The 15,765-nt window shown below is 41.2% G+C and carries 14 protein-coding genes; 3 read left to right on the top strand and 11 right to left on the bottom strand.

Translation table 11 applies throughout. The features are described from left to right. Positions 1-20 precede the first annotated feature (20 nt). The 4 genes from MSBRW_RS05615 to MSBRW_RS05605 all read right to left on the bottom strand — a co-directional run bounded on the left by MSBRW_RS05615 (position 21) and on the right by MSBRW_RS05605 (position 4,200). Positions 21-713 carry a class I SAM-dependent methyltransferase gene (locus MSBRW_RS05615; RefSeq protein WP_011308577.1) on the bottom strand — a complete coding sequence of 231 codons (693 nt, stop codon included), beginning with the start codon at positions 711-713 and terminating at the stop codon, positions 21-23. A gap of 11 nt (positions 714-724) precedes the next feature. Continuing rightward, entirely contained in the window at positions 725-2,287 is a 1,563-nt protein-coding gene (locus tag MSBRW_RS05610; RefSeq protein WP_011308578.1) for an ABC transporter substrate-binding protein, read from the bottom strand. Positions 2,288-2,456: 169 nt separating this feature from the next. Next, on the bottom strand, positions 2,457-2,630 hold the full coding sequence (locus MSBRW_RS21850) for a hypothetical protein (RefSeq protein WP_155398126.1): 174 nt from the start codon (positions 2,628-2,630) through the stop codon (positions 2,457-2,459). Further along, positions 2,623-4,200: an ABC transporter substrate-binding protein gene (locus tag MSBRW_RS05605; RefSeq protein WP_011308579.1), complete on the bottom strand. Its 1,578-nt coding sequence runs from the start codon at positions 4,198-4,200 to the stop codon at positions 2,623-2,625. Before MSBRW_RS05605 ends, MSBRW_RS21850 begins: the two co-directional genes overlap by 8 nt. Positions 4,201-5,122: 922 nt before the next feature. On the opposite strand from MSBRW_RS05605, the gene MSBRW_RS05600 reads away from it, so the two are divergent. Next, positions 5,123-5,857, top strand: a complete 735-nt coding sequence (locus MSBRW_RS05600; RefSeq protein ID WP_011308580.1) for a class I SAM-dependent methyltransferase — start codon at positions 5,123-5,125, stop codon at positions 5,855-5,857. A 194-nt stretch (positions 5,858-6,051) separates the two neighbouring features. Here MSBRW_RS05600 and MSBRW_RS21845 read toward each other — a convergent pair whose 3' ends face one another. Beyond that, positions 6,052-6,213, bottom strand: a complete 162-nt coding sequence (locus MSBRW_RS21845) for a hypothetical protein (RefSeq protein ID WP_155398125.1) — start codon at positions 6,211-6,213, stop codon at positions 6,052-6,054. 23 nt (positions 6,214-6,236) lie between these two features. Between MSBRW_RS21845 and MSBRW_RS21840 the strand changes: the two genes are divergently transcribed. Continuing rightward, positions 6,237-6,383: a hypothetical protein gene (locus tag MSBRW_RS21840; RefSeq protein WP_155398124.1), complete on the top strand. Its 147-nt coding sequence runs from the start codon at positions 6,237-6,239 to the stop codon at positions 6,381-6,383. Positions 6,384-6,526: 143 nt separating this feature from the next. Beyond that, positions 6,527-7,975, top strand: a complete 1,449-nt coding sequence (locus MSBRW_RS05595) for a DUF4139 domain-containing protein (protein ID WP_230669973.1) — start codon at positions 6,527-6,529, stop codon at positions 7,973-7,975. 422 nt (positions 7,976-8,397) lie between these two features. On the opposite strand, the gene MSBRW_RS05590 is transcribed toward MSBRW_RS05595, so the two are convergent. From MSBRW_RS05590 to MSBRW_RS05565, 6 genes are all read right to left on the bottom strand, one after another. Next, positions 8,398-8,934: a UPF0228 family protein gene (locus tag MSBRW_RS05590; RefSeq protein WP_011308582.1), complete on the bottom strand. Its 537-nt coding sequence runs from the start codon at positions 8,932-8,934 to the stop codon at positions 8,398-8,400. Between the two features lie 820 nt (positions 8,935-9,754). Further along, positions 9,755-10,444, bottom strand: coding sequence for a hypothetical protein (locus MSBRW_RS05585; protein WP_011308583.1), 690 nt, complete (start codon positions 10,442-10,444; stop codon positions 9,755-9,757). A gap of 36 nt (positions 10,445-10,480) precedes the next feature. After that, entirely contained in the window at positions 10,481-11,386 is a 906-nt protein-coding gene (locus tag MSBRW_RS05580) for a C39 family peptidase (protein ID WP_011308584.1), read from the bottom strand. A 186-nt stretch (positions 11,387-11,572) separates the two neighbouring features. After that, positions 11,573-11,881, bottom strand: coding sequence for a 30S ribosomal protein S10 (gene rpsJ / locus MSBRW_RS05575; protein ID WP_011021276.1), 309 nt, complete (start codon positions 11,879-11,881; stop codon positions 11,573-11,575). A 36-nt stretch (positions 11,882-11,917) separates the two neighbouring features. Continuing rightward, positions 11,918-13,186 (bottom strand): translation elongation factor EF-1 subunit alpha, encoded by a 1,269-nt coding sequence (gene tuf / locus MSBRW_RS05570; RefSeq protein WP_011308585.1) that lies wholly within the window; start codon positions 13,184-13,186, stop codon positions 11,918-11,920. Positions 13,187-13,538: 352 nt separating this feature from the next. Beyond that, positions 13,539-15,731, bottom strand: a complete 2,193-nt coding sequence (locus tag MSBRW_RS05565) for an elongation factor EF-2 (protein ID WP_011308586.1) — start codon at positions 15,729-15,731, stop codon at positions 13,539-13,541. Between the last annotated feature and the right edge of the window lie 34 nt (positions 15,732-15,765).

The raw sequence follows: 15,765 nt of genomic DNA, 5'->3' as shown, positions 1-15,765 counted from the left end.
TGTATTCCATTTTTCATTCCTCAACATTTTATTCCGGTGGCGAGATATGGAACAGATAAATAGTCATAACCTTCCGGATCACATCTTTTCATATACTCTGCATACTCGGGAAGAGATTTCCAGGAGACCTCCGAAAACCCGTTATTTTCCATGATGGTTGTAATCATTTCAGGCGAGTTGCTGTCATAAAGCGGAAGATACTCAATTAATTCATCGTGATTTCTTTCTTCCTGGTTGTAGATCCTGTTTGGAACGTATCCTGGCTGGAACCATTGGCCATCAATTGCAAGAATCCTGCCCTCGGGTACCAGCACGCGGCAGCATTCACTAAAGAATTTGTCATGGTCTGTGAGCGTCCAGAGAAGGTGCATGTTTACGATAATATCAAAAGTATTGTTTTCAAAAGGCAGTTTTTCTCCGTCACCCTCAACAAACTTGATTGACAAATTACGGTTCTTTGCCTCTTCTTTTGCACGTGCAAGCATCTCTTCTGAAATATCAAGAGCAGTGACATTGTGTCCCATGCCAGCAAAAACAAATGCCTGGATGCCAGGCCCTGTTCCGATATCAAGGACATTAAGTTTTTTACCAGCTGGCAGCTTATCTAAAAAGAGGTTTTGCATCAGGAGAATCTCTTCGTCAAGGTGGTCACGATACATTTTCCGGTAATTTGGACTGATCTTATTCCAGTGTGCTGTAATTTTGTCTTTCATTTTTTAATCCCTCAGGCAAGTTCCATTTCCTTTGTAATGAACGTGTATTCATTTGGATAAATTTCAAAACCTTTGAGATTGGGGGAGAGTCCGTCAATTTCTTTCTTGTATGCGATACAGACCAGTACCGCATCATTCTGGACCTGTTCCTGAATCATGTCGTAGAGTTCTGCACGTTTTTCTTTGTCTGTCTCAGCCCTTGCTTCAAGAATCCACTTATCAACCTGAGGATTAGAATAGCGTAGCCATGTGGATGCGTAGGTTCCGTTTGAAAGGAAGTGGCTGGACACGAAATAGTCAGGATCTCCTACAGGTGCAACACCCCAGGAATAGAGTGCAAGGTCATAATTTCCGGCTACTGCGTCAGCGCTAATTGAATTTGTTTCGGCAATTTTTATTGTAGTGGTGATGCCGATTTTTTCAAGCTGAGCGGCAATTACTTCTGCCATTGGCTGGTGTGCTGCCTGTTTTGTATAGGTCTGGATTTCAATTGCGAACGGCTTACCGTTGTAATAGAGCTTACCATCACTTCCCTGCGTGATTCCTGCCTCAGCAAAGAGTTTCAAAGCTTTTTCAGGGTTATAAGCGTAGGCTTCAATCTTGTCGTTCGCACTCCATGGCATGATGTCAGGGAATATTCCGATTGCTGGAGAGCCGGCAACACCTTCGAGGGCTGTGTCGACAATCTCCTGGCGGTTAATTGCATAATTGAGTGCCTGGCGAACCCTTACATCGTCGAATGGTGCTTTTCCTTCGTTAATGTACATGAAATAGGTTCTAAGCGTTTCTCTGGATACGATATTAATATCAGGATCAGCTTCAAGAGTTGCGTACTCGCTTTGCAGGACGTCTCTTGTAATGTCAACATCACCTGATTTGAGAAGAAGAGTTCTTGCAGCGGCGTCTTTGCTGTACTGGATAACTATCCTGTCAATTTTTGGTGCTCCGCCCCAGTAATCAGGATTCTTTACCAGTTCTATACTGGCACCCGGCTCAAATGAAACAAACTTGTATGGCCCTGTTCCAACTGGCTCTTTGTCGAGATCACTGGCTTTAGGACTTACAATGGACATGATGGTGTCTGTGAACATGAGAATCGTTGGCGCGTATGCTTCATTTGTTTCCACAACGATTGTGTAGTCATCGGTTTTGTAGACGTCTTTGATAAAAGAGTATTCTGCAGAACGGCTGTTTGATGAGTTAAGAACTCTGTTGATAGAATAAATAACGGCGTCAGAATTCATTTTTGTTCCGTCATGGAAGGTTACATTCCTGCGGAGCTGAATTTCCCATGCTGTATCATTTAGCTGTTTATAGCCTGTTGCAAGTTCAGGCTGGAGACTCATGTTTTTGTCGTAAGAGAAGAGCGTCTCATAGACTCCGGTTCTTCGCATAGGCCAGCCTTCCCATGAAAGGGAGGGATCAAGGCTTCCTCCTGTATCAGGGCCAGTCGTGAGAGCTACGTGAAGAACTTTTTCTTCAGAACCTTCTGTCTGAACACAACCCGAACAGATGACGACTGCAATAAAAAAAACTGCAGTGCAGGCAAATGATAACTTCATCCTTAATGCCACGTTAATACCTCTTCCAGTCAAAAATTGTAATTATCCTGTTGGGTAATACAGCATATCGTAACTATCCAGCCCGGATAAACCAACATCAATATCCATTATTCACTTCACTGATTTTTTCCGGGACGAAGAACCCTTGAAAATTTCAGTTTCCAAATATCATCCTGTTATTTCAGAAATTGTTCACGGCATGTTGTAGTTTTAAGGAGAGATCCATCAGAACTTCGCTGCGGAAGCTTTTATCCTTTACTGACCTCTCCTTAAGGACATACCTTTCTACAATAACATCAAACCTGCTGTCTGCAAACGGCAGCTTTTCCTTATATCCTCCTACAAGTTTATGCAAATCCGATGTCCTTGGTGATGATTGTATACTCGTTTGGATACATCACAAAGCCTTCAACATTCGAGGACAGGGCATAAATTTCGTTGGCATAGAAAACTGGCAGTACTGGTGCATCTTCCTGAATCTGTTCCTGGATCTTATCATATATTTCGGCCCGTTTATCTTTGTCAGGTTCGTTTCTTGCTTCGAGAATCCATTCGTCTACCTGAGGGTTTGAATAGCGAAGCCAGCCTGATGCATAGCTTCCGGTAGAGAGGAAATGGGTTGAGAGGAAGTAATCGGGATCTCCGATCGGGGCCGTGTTCCATGCACTGAGAGATAAATCATATGTTCCTGCAAGAGCATTTTCTTTAAGTGCGGCACTTTCCAGAATTGTGACCTTTGAGGTGATGCCAATGTCTTCCAGCTCTGAAGCGATTACTTCCGCACTCGGCTGAAGAGCTGCACGTTTTGTGTAGGTCTGGATTTCAACGGTGAAGGGGTTCCCGTTGTAGTACAGCTTACCATCTGTGCCTTTCGTGATTCCTGCTTCTTCGAAGAGTTCCAGAGCTTTCTCAGGGTTATATTCATAGGACTTAATCTGGTCATTTGCGTTCCAGGGCATGGTATTTGTGAATACTCCCGTTGCCGGGATGCCGGAGACTCCTTCAAGTGCTGTATCCACGATTTCCTGGCGGTTGATCGCATAAGAAAGGCCCTGGCGGACTCTGGTGTCATTGAATGGAGCTTTTCCGCCATTTACATAAAGGAAGTACGTACGCAATGTTTCTTTGGAAGTGACGCTTATATCAGGATTATTCTTAAGTGCTGAATACTCACTCTGGAGTGGGTCTCTGGCAATATCTACATCTCCGGATTTTATCAGCATGGTTCTGGCCGTGCTGTCTTTATTATACTGTATGAGTACGCGGTCAACTTTTGCTTCCCCGCCCCAGTAATCAGGATTCTTTTCGAGTTCAAGGCTTGTACTCGGTTCGAAGGACACAAACTTGAAGGGCCCGGTCCCAACCGGCTCTTTGTCGAGATCACTGGCTTTAGGACTTACAATGGACATGATAGGGTCTACAAGGGATGAAATTAGTGGAGCGCAAGTGCCATTGGTTTCAATAACAATGGTGTAATCCCCGGTTTTTTGTACATCTTTGATGAAGGAGTACTCGGATGATCTGCTGTTTGATGGGTCAAGCACTCGGTTCAGTGAAAATAAAACCGCATCCGCATCCATTTTTGTCCCGTCATGGAAGGTTACATTCTTACGAAGCTGGATTTCCCATTCGGTATCGTTTAACTGATTGTATCCGGATGCGAGTTTGGGCATGAGATTCATGTCTGCGTCATAGTAGAACAGGGTTTCATAGATGCCTGCCTGATGGACATACCACCCTGTCCAGCCGTTGGCAGGATCAAGACTGCCGCCGGTATCGGGCCCTTCGTTAAAAACTACACGAAGAACTTTTTCATTAGACGCCTCTCCAGTATCAACACATCCTGCACAGAGCAGCGCTACAATCATAATAACGGCAATGGCAGAGATGGATAGTTTTATTTTTGAAAAGTTGAATTTCACCATTAACACACCAATATGCATAAATATTTAATAGATATTAACACTATTTTTAACTAAGTTATATATAATGTATATTTAAATTGTGTGATTTTATTTTATAGTTATGTAGATAATTTGATGAAATTTTTAGTTTTTTGAAATAAAAACTGTCCAATAAACTGTATCGTTGATTTTGTTCAGAATTCCCTATTTCAAATGTCATCGAAAACCTGGATATTTTGCCTTTTCTCGCCCAATACTCTTTAGATTTTATGAAGAATCAATTCCTTTTACACGGTGTCCCATCTCAGAAGAACTAATCCCATTGTACCAATCTCATTATACCGGTTCCGCATCAACATCCAGAACATCCAGATGTATTTTAGTTAGTAGGATAGAAAAAGCTTCTTTCCATAACTCTCTTTCACCCTCGGTCTTCATTCCATGTTTACATGACAGTCATAATTCCAGGCTCCTTCTTCCCAGTAATTTTTGATCTCTTTTTTAAGGTGGCATCCTCCGTTTAAACCGCTTTTATTCATTTTTACTGTCCAGAATATTATATAAAAATAGATATAGAACTTAATTGTTATTTATTTCAGTTAAATTATGAAAATAAAATGTGCAACCATTAGTATATTATTAATTATAATGAATTAAATACGCAATCTTTATAAATAGTAATATCAATTAGTGTTTTATTCATACCAGAGAGACAGTATTTTAGGACAAAAGATGCCAAAATTACAGGCTGTCATACCGGCTTTCAGAATATTACTTACGTTATGCAATTTCTGAAGAGGGCAATTTTTGAAGAGGTTCAGGCAGTTATTCAGGATGAGCCCCCGTTAATCCCAATTAATTATGTTACAAACATTTTCGCTCTGGATAACAATGTCGTTCCGATAGAAACATTTTAATGCCAATTTTATTTGAGGGATAGAAAATGAATGAAATATTAGAAATGAAAGACAAAATTTTAGAATACTGGGACTACAGGAGTTCTGATTATCACACAGAATATGCTAAATGTATGGATGAAGAAATGGAGATATGGAAATCTGTTTTTTCTGAAATTCTGCTAACGGATAAAAAAATCCGTGCAGTAGAAGTTGGAACGGGTCCTGGGCTTCTTGCAATATCTCTTGCCGCAATGGGACATGATGTAACCGGTGTTGATTTGTCAGAAAATATGCTTGAAAAAGCAGCGGAAAATGCCAAAGAAAAAGGTGTAGATGTTTCGTTAGTACAGGGAGATGCAGAAAAAATTCCTCTAAATGACGGAGAGTACGATTTCGTTTTGAGCAAGTATCTTCTCTGGACTCTGCCTCAACCGGATAAGTTTATGAGTGAGTGTTGCCGGCTTTTAAAAGACGGTGGCCTTATGATGATAGTTGATGGTTTGTGGTTCCAGAACCCTGATGGAACAGAGAAGAAAAGCAGTCGTTATGAAAAGTTTAATGAATTGTATTCTGGTGTTAAGCCGAATCTGCCCCTTGCGAAAAACAATACACCTGAGAGGATAACTGCCCTTGCACAATCTCATGGGTTTGAGGCCGTTTCATGGAGATTTTTGAAAGATTATGATGCGTTTTTGGAACGAAATGATCCGTCTGGTCATGAAGCAGGTTATATCCAGCCTCCACATATGGTTCTTGCAAAGAAAAGAAGCCAGACTTGATTAATCTTTTTTACTCTTTGTAGTTTTGTGTACTCAAGTTGTGGACTTAAGGCCTTAAAATATCTACAGAGAGCTTTATCACTCACCCTGTTTAATCTGAAGATTGTCATCCGCACGAAACCACGAAGACCCGAATCTCAATTACCAGGAAAGTAAACAAAAAATTGACTTTAAGTTATACATTAACTATTTTTTTATATATCCAGGCAATTGTCTAATTTATCGAGATAATATATCAAAAGAATTACATGCATCCAGGAAGGGATTACCATTACTGCAACTGTTTTTATCTGTTTCTGCGATGTGACATCGGTTACAATGACAGGAACTCCTCCACAAAAACGTCGCTTTCGCATCAGGCTTTATTCTCAGGCTTTGTATGGGTGCTGGAGGAATAGGAGCCGCGGTTATCGTATGGACTGCTGATGTGATTGGGTCGCTTTCTGATACAATGTTTCTGTTGATTATTTCAACGATATTGTACCCTATTCTTGCATTGTTTGTCCGACATCCAGCGGGAAATTAAAAAGCCACAGTTCAATATCTAAAAGAACACAAAAATTATGTATATATAAATCAGGCCCTAATTAATTATACATGGGAGTGAGGAAATACTTTTTATGGATTATTACAGTACTTATTGGGCTTGCATTACTGTTTTCAGCTTATATGTCTCCAAATCCGGAAAGCATTGCTCAGGCAAATATGTCCGGCAGCGAAAAGAATCCAGCCGGATCAAATTCAGTAATTTCCGTGGAGATTCCAGCTGCAGCCCCATCGGGGATTCTGGCTTCTGGAAATGTTGAAGCTGGAGGCATTGAAGCTGGAGAGACTGAAACCGAAAAGGATCTTGAGTTAACTATTTATGAACAGGGAATTGCTCTTGTAAAAGAAAGGCGAGAAATCAACCTTGAGAATGGGGTCACTCAAGTTAAATACACGGATATTGCTTCCAGAATCGATCCCGGCTCTGTTATAATCAAAGATCCTGAAAATAAGGACACTGTTTTACTTGAGCAAAACTACGAATACGATCTTTTAAGCAGTTCGAACCTGCTTGAGAAATACCTTGGCAGAGAAGTTAATGTAACTGACAGAAACGGCGAAACGTACACCGGTATACTGTTGAGCCATACAGGAAATAGCGTTGTCCTTGAGACTGAAGCAAAAAAAGTTGTGGTACTTGAGGCTTTTTCAAAAATCGAGCTTGTAGATTCATCAGGGCTTTCGATAAAGCCTGCACTGATCTGGCAGATTTATTCTCCTGTATCTGGAACCCGTAAACTTATGATTTCCTACCTGACGAGCGGTATAAGCTGGAAAGCAGCTTATGTCCTGATGAGTAATGCGGAGAATACCGAAGCTGACCTTCGAGGATGGGTTAATATTGACAATAGAGCAGGAATGACCTTTGAAAACGCAGTATTGAAACTCGTTTCAGGTCAGATAAACCGTGTTTCTCAGCCCGCGACTCTGCGTACTGAAGAAAAAGCCGTGGCTGGTGAAGCGGCATCGCAGACGCCCTTTTCCGAAGAAGCTCTTTTTGAATATCATCTTTATACCCTCGAAAACCCGGCAACTCTGAAAAATAACCAGGCAAAGCAGATTTCTTTGATGTCTGCCGATTCCGTGCCTATCGAAAAGAAGCTAATCTACGACAGTTCTCGAAACGAGAAAGTCCTGGCTTACCTTACCCTTAAAAACTCAAACGAAAGCGGGCTTGGGATGCCTTTACCAGCAGGAGTCATAAGAGTTTACAGTGCTGATTCTTCAAGAGGGCTTCAGTTCCTTGGGGAAGACCGGATAAAACATACTCCAGAAGCCGGAGAACTAAGAGTAGCTGTCGGCTCGGCTTTTGATCTTACTGCCAAGCGAAACGAATCCAATTACCAGCGCATAAGTGATAAGGTGGAGAGAGTCACCTATCAGATCGAACTTAATAATAGTAAGTCTGAGGCTCAGGAGGTCACTGTTGTGGAACACCTGTTCGGACAATGGGAGATTCTTGAGAGTTCGGATAAGTACGAAAAAATTGATGCTTCTACGATTGAGTTCAGGGTAATGGTGCCTGCAAAAGGCACGAAGCTTGTTTCTTACACTGTAGAACGCCGTTTTTGAAAATTTTTTTGCAAAGACCATAAGTGAATACTCCCACGACTGAAATCGTGGACATCTAAACTTTCGCTACATGTAGTCCCAGTCTGAGAATATTGATAGCAGCATTAAAACGACCGAGGATTAGCTCTTCTTTTTTCCTCAAGAGGCTGAAAACAAACAAGCAAAAAGACATTATGCCATTCAGCTGTCTGGTACTCCAGGCCCTGTATTACTTCTTCTTGAACTTCCACCTTCCATAAAGACAGATCAAACTTTCAAATAATACAAAATCTGGAGTAGAGTTATTTCTGTTCGATTCGGAGTGACTTCAACTCCAAAGGAGGAATTGAGATAATCCTGAGTCCAAAATTTCCAGTTTTTACTCTAGAAGTTTAATAATTTCTGTATCGTAATTTCTACAGTGATAATTCAATACAGTGTTTTTACCCTTCAATATCATCCAGGCCTACAATCAAAACTTTCTCATTTGTTTCGAGTTCATTTTCTATCCTGATTGCATCCCTCTCCAGAATACAATTCTCTCCAACAACCCAGTCCGTTGATCCATCTCCAAGCTGGATATAACACACAACAGCCTTTTTCAAATGAAGGTTATTTTTTTCCAGCATTGTAAGAAAATTTTCATCTGGAACAAATTCTTCAGATAACATAGTTATGTTATAATTTCCTTTTTTGAGTTCAACTACAGAAGTCCAGTTTTCATCTTTTCTCAATTCATTTATTTTATCTTCATCTACTTTTATGTAGTACATTCCTCGACTAATATTAGAATTGTAGTTTATGGTATAATTCACAGGTATGTTGTAATTTTCAAGAATGGCTTTAGCTTCCGGCTCAGTAGTTTCATTTTCAAATTGAATAAGTAAACCAGCTACTTTAACTTCTTGAGATTGCATCATCAGTATTAAGAGAGTCAGAAAAACAATAAAAACAACTACTGCTTTGCTAATTTTATTCATATCAATCACTGCAAAAAATGAGGAGTTTTAACTCCTCACATATATACGGTCATCTTCAGAACCAAATGCTTCTCAATAGGGTATACAGAAATTACAGAAAATTGATAATACAATTTTTGACCATTTATGTCATAAAGCTCAACTGGTTTGGGATCAATAGACGTTCCTGTCCAGTTTTCAAATCCTGATGTTTAGTTGTGATAAAGTTTATCATGTTCGCATTAGCATGCTTAAGGCTTCCTCAGCAGTTATAGACTAGTCATTTTCTTCTTGTGCACTCCGCAGTTGGTATCAATGCCATACCAACCATCAGTATTGCTGAAACTAGCGTTCCTACTCTAATTTTGTCCTTAATCATTTATTTCACTCCTGTACAATTTACCTAGGAGGCAAGATTTAGTAAGCTTAAATATACGCAAAGCTAACATAATAATGTCTCTTAGGGCATGTTTTATGGAGTTCGGGTTCTCTGACAAGTACTTTCAAACTCCATAAACTTTTCTTACTTAACTCCTTATAAGTTTTATGTCCAGTCTCTCTAACAATGCAATTTTCAAGCGGATTTTGAGTCTGAATTGCTTACCAATATTTTTAATGTTTAATGATTTGGTTATAAATTATCTAATTTTGACTATATTGTAATCAATTGAAGAGGTCGAAGGACGGGAACTTACCGTTATTGTGCATGCATCTGAGTAAAATTGTTTTAACAGTAGAATTGTTTTAACCTATGAAACCAAAAAATTTGGATTTGTTGTTTTGTTAAAGTTGACAGGCTGTATTCCACCATCAAAATGACAGGAATTTGTCCTTATTGCTCCTAAAAAATAAATAAAAATAAGAAGAAAGAGAACCAAAAAGATGGTTTATTTTCGGATAGTTCTAAGCCATCAACATTTCCTTCTTCATTAGACATATAATATGATTCTGCAATCAATTTTTTCAGCTCTGGTGTTTCTTCAGTAAGATTCGTTAGGCCCATAATTCCGTAATAAGCTACGAAATAATCTTCTCTGGTTTCAAGAAAAGGTCTCTCATATACTAGAAAATATCCCGACGTTTCAGGACTTTCGTACCCTGTTGCGTTAAAAGAATGAGAACCAACAGTTGGGCCCCAGGTATTATTAGCTTTATCTCTCTTAATTTTCTCCTGAAGCTCTGTACTAATATTTAATTTCTGCTGGAAAACACTACCATTTTCTTCCAAATATCGATAAAGGGCATCTTCCCCTTTCAAAAATTCAGATTCATCGTCAAAATACCAAACAATCATAAATTTTCCATCAGAAATGTTCACCATATTGCAGTAAGGAGAAATCTTCGGAAAAAGTAATGTACATGTCTGCTCATTTTCTTTATATGTATCAGGGATATACCACCTAGGCATCTCCTCTGAAGGAGGCAACCCTGGACCAATTAAAATAGTATCGAGAATAAACAATATTCCAACAAGAGCGACTATTAAGAATACCAAAAAAGCTATTTTTTTATTCATTTTCTTGTAAAACATTTACTTACCCCAACAGTATAAAAATGTAATGGGTGATTAAGGTCTCACCCATACTGCCATAACTGCGGTCCAGTCACGATAGGCCAAGAAGTGAATATCTCTATCCCATGTATCCTTTATATAAACGTAATCTTGATCTCCATCAAGACATCCCATGCAAGTAACACTATGATGATTATAGGCTTTATTATGACCATTACCTGTTCCACCGTTAAGCATGCTAAGTACGAAAGGTCTATCTGCATACACCTCGTTTTTTATCTCAGCCCATGAAACTGTAACATCCTCACTTGCCTGAAAGTTATTATAATGATGATTTCTACAAACAGATAATATACCATCATTAACACGCCACGGCCAAGTTGCTCCATCTCCAAATGGCCATTTATATGATGTACCCATTGCATTCACTAATTCGTCTATTAGTGTAGTTTCACCTGGAAAGTTAGGATATCCATGGACGTCCCAATATCCTAGTACCATTCCAGCCGCAGTTGGAGAGCAACCATTGCGCCAGATATAACCTGGCACATCAATGATTAATCTAAGCGTCCATGGTATACTGGTGGAAGATAAAGAATAATTTGAGGAGTTGGCCATTTCTTTTTCTAAGATATTCCATTGTGTATTTGCATTTTGTTTTCTCATTTCTTCCTGTTGTTGTAAATATGTGTTGTTAAAATAGTATTTAAAAAAGTATTCTTCATCTGCAGGGATACTTCCATTTGATTTATTAAAGTCTACTATAGTTGAAAATGGCAAATCCACTATTACTTTTTCTTTTGTTTTACTTTTATTATCGGTTAGGGTATACTCTACGTAGTGAAATGTTGGTCCTAAATAAAGAAAAAGAGGAATAAGGGAAAAAAGGTAAAATAAAGGAAAAATGAGTAAAAAAAAGATGCCATTAAGGAAAATATCTGCAAGCCCATATCTAAGCAAGATCAGATTTACAAGAAGACAAAATTTGTAGAAACGCTGGCGGGAAGAACTTCGGAGTTGACAGCCGCCGGCAGATTCCTCATAAATTTATACTGAGGAAAATAATCTATTCTAAAGTAAATAAGTGGAAAAGAAGTTTGCAAGACCGGATACAGAAGATTTCTGTAGCCTGTCTCTATTTCTCGATTATCCTTCGAGTACGATTTCAATATTGATATCTTTAGGAACCTGAATTCTCATAAGCTGGCGAAGTGCCCTTTCATCTGCTGCGATATCGATGAGACGCTTGTGTACACGCATCTCCCAGTGGTCCCAGGTTGCAGTTCCGTCTCCGCTCGGGCTTTTTCTTGTGGGAACTACAAGCTTCTTTGTAGGAAGCGGAACAGGCCCTGAAATGTTAACTCCTGTTCTTTCCGCAATAGATTTTACTTGATTGCAGACTCCATCCAGATCTTTGGGACTGATGCCTGACAATCTAATTCTAGCTTTCTGCATACCTTTTTTCTCCTTAAAAAATGAAAAAGGAGAGTGTTACTTCTGTTTAACACTCATACACATGCCGGCGGCAATGGTCATACCCATATCACGGATAGCAAACCTGCCGAGCTGTGGAATTTCTTTTACTGGCTCGATAACCATCGGCTTTGTTGGTTTGATGGTAACGATTGCTGCATCTCCGGCCTTAAGGAAGGTCGGGTTTTCTTCCTTTACCTGCCCGCTCTTCGGGTCCAGCTTCTTGTTAAGCTCGATCAGCTGGCATGCGATCTGGGAAGTGTGGGCGTGGAAGACAGGAGTGTATCCGGCAGTGATTGCTGAGGGGTGCTGCAGAACGACAATCTGTCCTACAAACGTATCAGCTACTTTTGGTGGGTTGTCAGTATGGCCACAAACGTCTCCTCTGCGGACATCAGCCTTGCCGATACCACGAACGTTCCAGCCAATGTTGTCTCCTGGAAGAGCCTGTGGAATTTCTTCATGGTGCATCTCAATGGATTTTACTTCACCGGCTGCTCCGCCTGGCATGAAGACTACCTTGTCGCCCTTCTTCATGGTACCGGTTTCGACTCTGCCTACAGGCACGGTTCCAATACCGGAAATTGTGTATGCATCTTCCACAGGGATCCTGAGAGGAAGGGTGGATGGTTTTTCTGGTACTTTGAGGTTGTTAAGAGCTTCCATCATAGTCACTCCCTTGTACCATGGGGTCTTCTCACTGTGGTTCACAACATTGTCACCGTAGAATGCAGAGGTTGGGACAAATGGAATGTCGCCTGGCTTGAACCCGATCATCTTAAGGATACCAGAGACCTGCTCGACAACTTCCTTGTATCTCTTCTCGCTGTATTCAACTGCATCCATCTTGTTGATTGCAACAATAAGCTGGTTGATGCCAAGGGTTCTGGAAAGGAAAATGTGTTCCTTGGTCTGGGCCATTACACCATCAGGAGCTGCAACAACAAGGACAGCAGCGTCAGCCTGGGAAGCACCTGTGATCATGTTCTTTACGAAGTCACGGTGGCCTGGACAGTCTACTACTGTGAAATAGTACTTGTCTGTGTCGAATCTCTTGTGAGCGATGTCAATTGTGATACCTCTTTCACGCTCTTCCTTAAGAGAGTCCATAACCCATGCGAAGGCGAAGGATTCCTTGCCCTTCTGCTTTGCTTCTTCCTTATACTTCTCGATAACGTGTGCAGGTACAGCTCCTGCATCGTACATTAAGCGTCCTACAAATGTTGATTTTCCGTGGTCAATGTGACCAATCACTGCTAAGTTCATGTGCGGTTTATCAGCTGCCATATTATAATCTCCTGTAATTCTGGATGAGTTTCATTCGTATATCAAATATTTACTATATTAAGATTAGGGCGGATCTCAATATTGACTCATCATTTCTATATTCCTTTATCCGATCAATATTGCCAGTTTTCCTTTTCCGGATACTTTCTTGAACCGCCGCTTTGTAAATTACCAGTGGTCTGGACTGCTTTTCCCAATATAGGCATATCTTATTTTAAAGTTTTCCGATTAGCCGTATTCCCGAACCAATAGGGATACTCTTCCCTTCCAGATCGGTCCGGGTACTCTTTTCTATCCTGTCTGAGGATAGGTACATCCATAAAATATTAAGGAAAAGCGGAAGAGGTTCCGCTTATATTGAAAGGAAGTCAGAAGCCTTGGGCAATTCTTTCTTCAAGCCCTTCCTTTCTCTAATCTGGCCTACAATGTCGTTCTGAATACTGGTAGGCACAATATCAAAGCCTCCGAATTCAGTGCTCCACATAGCACGTCCTTCAGTTGCAGACCTGATCTCACCTGCAAATCCGAACATCTCAGCTACAGGCACTCTGGCCTCGATAATTGCCAGGTCTCCTTCCGTACTCATGTTAAGAATAATTCCACGGCGGCCCTGCAGTTCCTTTGTTGCACCACCCATTAAAAGCTGGGGCACCTGAACAAAAACCTTCTGATAAGGTTCGAGCAGAGTGTCATCTGCCATAAGCATGCCTGCCTGAATTGCCTGCCTTGAAGCTGGAATAACCTGAGCCGGACCTCTGTGAATTGCGTCTTCGTGAAGCTTTGCATCTACAAGCACGCATTTCACGTTTGCTACAGGCTCCCTTGTGAGCGGGCCTGCACGCATGACTTCCTCAAACCCATCAAGTATGAGTTCCATTGTCTCATTCAGGTACTGGATACCTTTGGTCATATCAATAAAGATATTGGAATTGAAGATCCCGACAATACCTTTTGCTTCTTCTTTTTCCATTCCGAGATCAATGAGCTTCTGCCTGCGCTCAAGCTCGGGCAGATTCATATGGATCTCACCGGACTTGATAGCACTGACAATCTCAAGATCAAGGGGTTCCACATAGATATAGAACCTGTTATGCCTGTTTGGAGACTTTCCTTCTACAGGTTCGATCTTCTTCTTAATGGTTTCCCTATAAACGACAATTGGCTTGCTTGTGGTAATTTCCACATTCTTGTCTCTTTCGATCCTGTGGGCAATAACCTCAAGGTGAAGTTCTCCCATACCTGCCATAAGGTGTTCCCCGGTTTCCTCATCAAGAGTTATCTGAAGAGTCGGGTCTTCCTTTGCAACCTGTCTGAGCACTTCGATCAATTTGGGCAGATCTTTGGTATGCTTTGCTTCCACAGCCACAGTCACCACAGGTTCGCTCACGTGCCTAATGCTTTCGAAAGGCTCCATTCCATCAAGGGTTGTAACTGTGGACCCAACGATTGCTTCTTTTAAACCGGTAACTGCAGCAATGTTTCCTGCAGGAATCTTGTCCACTTCAAGCCTTTCCGGACCCATGAAGATACTGACCTGCTGGACTCTGCTTTTCTTTGCAGTCCCTGAAGTAAAGACCTCCATACCACGGCTAAAAGAACCGCTGAACAGCCTTCCTGTTGCAACTTCGCCCGCGTGTGGGTCAACTGAAATGTCAGTCACCATGAACGCAAGGTCTCCGTCTGCATTTGCATGGGTCATTGAAGTTCCGATTTCGGAGTTCTCGTCTCCATGCCAGATTACCTTTACCCTGTCCTTCTGGGCTTCAATAGGGTCTGGCAGGAAGTGAATAACCATATCAAGAACAGCTTCGTGCAAAGGACACTTTTCTGCCAGGGACTTCATGTCTCCGGCTTTACAGTAATCATATACGTCCTTAAAAGAGACCCCGGTTTTCTTCATCATGGGCACACTGATTGCCCAGTTGTAAAGAGCTGACCCAAAAGCAACAGTTCCAGCTGCAGCATCGACTCTCCAGCCTTCCTTGTATTTTTCAGGGTTCATGTTCTTGATGAGCTTGTTCACGTGGTCAATGACTTTTCCAAGACGGATCTGCATTTCCTGGGAATCGACCTTAAGCTCATTGATTAGCCTGTCTACTTTGTTAACGAAAAGTACAGGTCTAACATGTTCCCTGAGTGCCTGCCTTAACACGGTCTCGGTCTGCGGCATTGTACCTTCGACTGCATCCACGACAACAACAGCTCCGTCCACGGCTCTCATGGCACGAGTGACGTCACCGCCAAAGTCAACGTGTCCGGGAGTATCGATCAGGTTAATCAGGTAGTCTTCATTATCAAAATTGTGAACCATGGAAACGTTAGAGGAATCGATAGTGATCCCTCTTTCCTGTTCCTCTTCGTCGGAATCCATGAATAACTGTCTGCCTGCAAGTTCCTTTGAAATCATGCCGGCACCGGCTAACAGGTTGTCCGATAATGTAGTTTTTCCGTGGTCAATGTGCGCAACAATCCCGATATTTCTAATTTTTGTCGGTTCATTCATGAGCATCGTTACGCGCTCGACCATCTTCTTCCTTCGTCCCATGCTAATACCTTTTAAACAAATATAATCTAGATCT

The organism is Methanosarcina barkeri str. Wiesmoor, from assembly GCF_000969985.1.
Lineage (GTDB): Archaea > Halobacteriota > Methanosarcinia > Methanosarcinales > Methanosarcinaceae > Methanosarcina > Methanosarcina barkeri_B.
Note: the sequence above shows the minus strand (reverse complement) of the source record. Positions and strands in the feature narration are given on the sequence as shown.

What these genes read in the sequence shown, in the direction of transcription:
- MSBRW_RS05615 (WP_011308577.1), bottom strand. Translation starts at nt 713, where the DNA reads ATGAAAGACAAAATTACAGCACACTGGAATAAGATCAGTCCAAATTAC.
- MSBRW_RS05605 (WP_011308579.1), bottom strand. Translation starts at nt 4,200, where the DNA reads ATGGTGAAATTCAACTTTTCAAAAATAAAACTATCCATCTCTGCCATT.
- MSBRW_RS05600 (WP_011308580.1), top strand. Translation starts at nt 5,123, where the DNA reads ATGAATGAAATATTAGAAATGAAAGACAAAATTTTAGAATACTGGGAC.
- MSBRW_RS21845 (WP_155398125.1), bottom strand. Translation starts at nt 6,213, where the DNA reads ATGCGAAAGCGACGTTTTTGTGGAGGAGTTCCTGTCATTGTAACCGAT.
- MSBRW_RS21840 (WP_155398124.1), top strand. Translation starts at nt 6,237, where the DNA reads ATGGGTGCTGGAGGAATAGGAGCCGCGGTTATCGTATGGACTGCTGAT.
- MSBRW_RS05595 (WP_230669973.1), top strand. Translation starts at nt 6,527, where the DNA reads ATGTCTCCAAATCCGGAAAGCATTGCTCAGGCAAATATGTCCGGCAGC.
- MSBRW_RS05590 (WP_011308582.1), bottom strand. Translation starts at nt 8,934, where the DNA reads ATGAATAAAATTAGCAAAGCAGTAGTTGTTTTTATTGTTTTTCTGACT.
- MSBRW_RS05585 (WP_011308583.1), bottom strand. Translation starts at nt 10,444, where the DNA reads ATGTTTTACAAGAAAATGAATAAAAAAATAGCTTTTTTGGTATTCTTA.
- rpsJ (WP_011021276.1), bottom strand. Translation starts at nt 11,881, where the DNA reads ATGCAGAAAGCTAGAATTAGATTGTCAGGCATCAGTCCCAAAGATCTG.
- tuf (WP_011308585.1), bottom strand. Translation starts at nt 13,186, where the DNA reads ATGGCAGCTGATAAACCGCACATGAACTTAGCAGTGATTGGTCACATT.
- MSBRW_RS05565 (WP_011308586.1), bottom strand. Translation starts at nt 15,731, where the DNA reads ATGGGACGAAGGAAGAAGATGGTCGAGCGCGTAACGATGCTCATGAAT.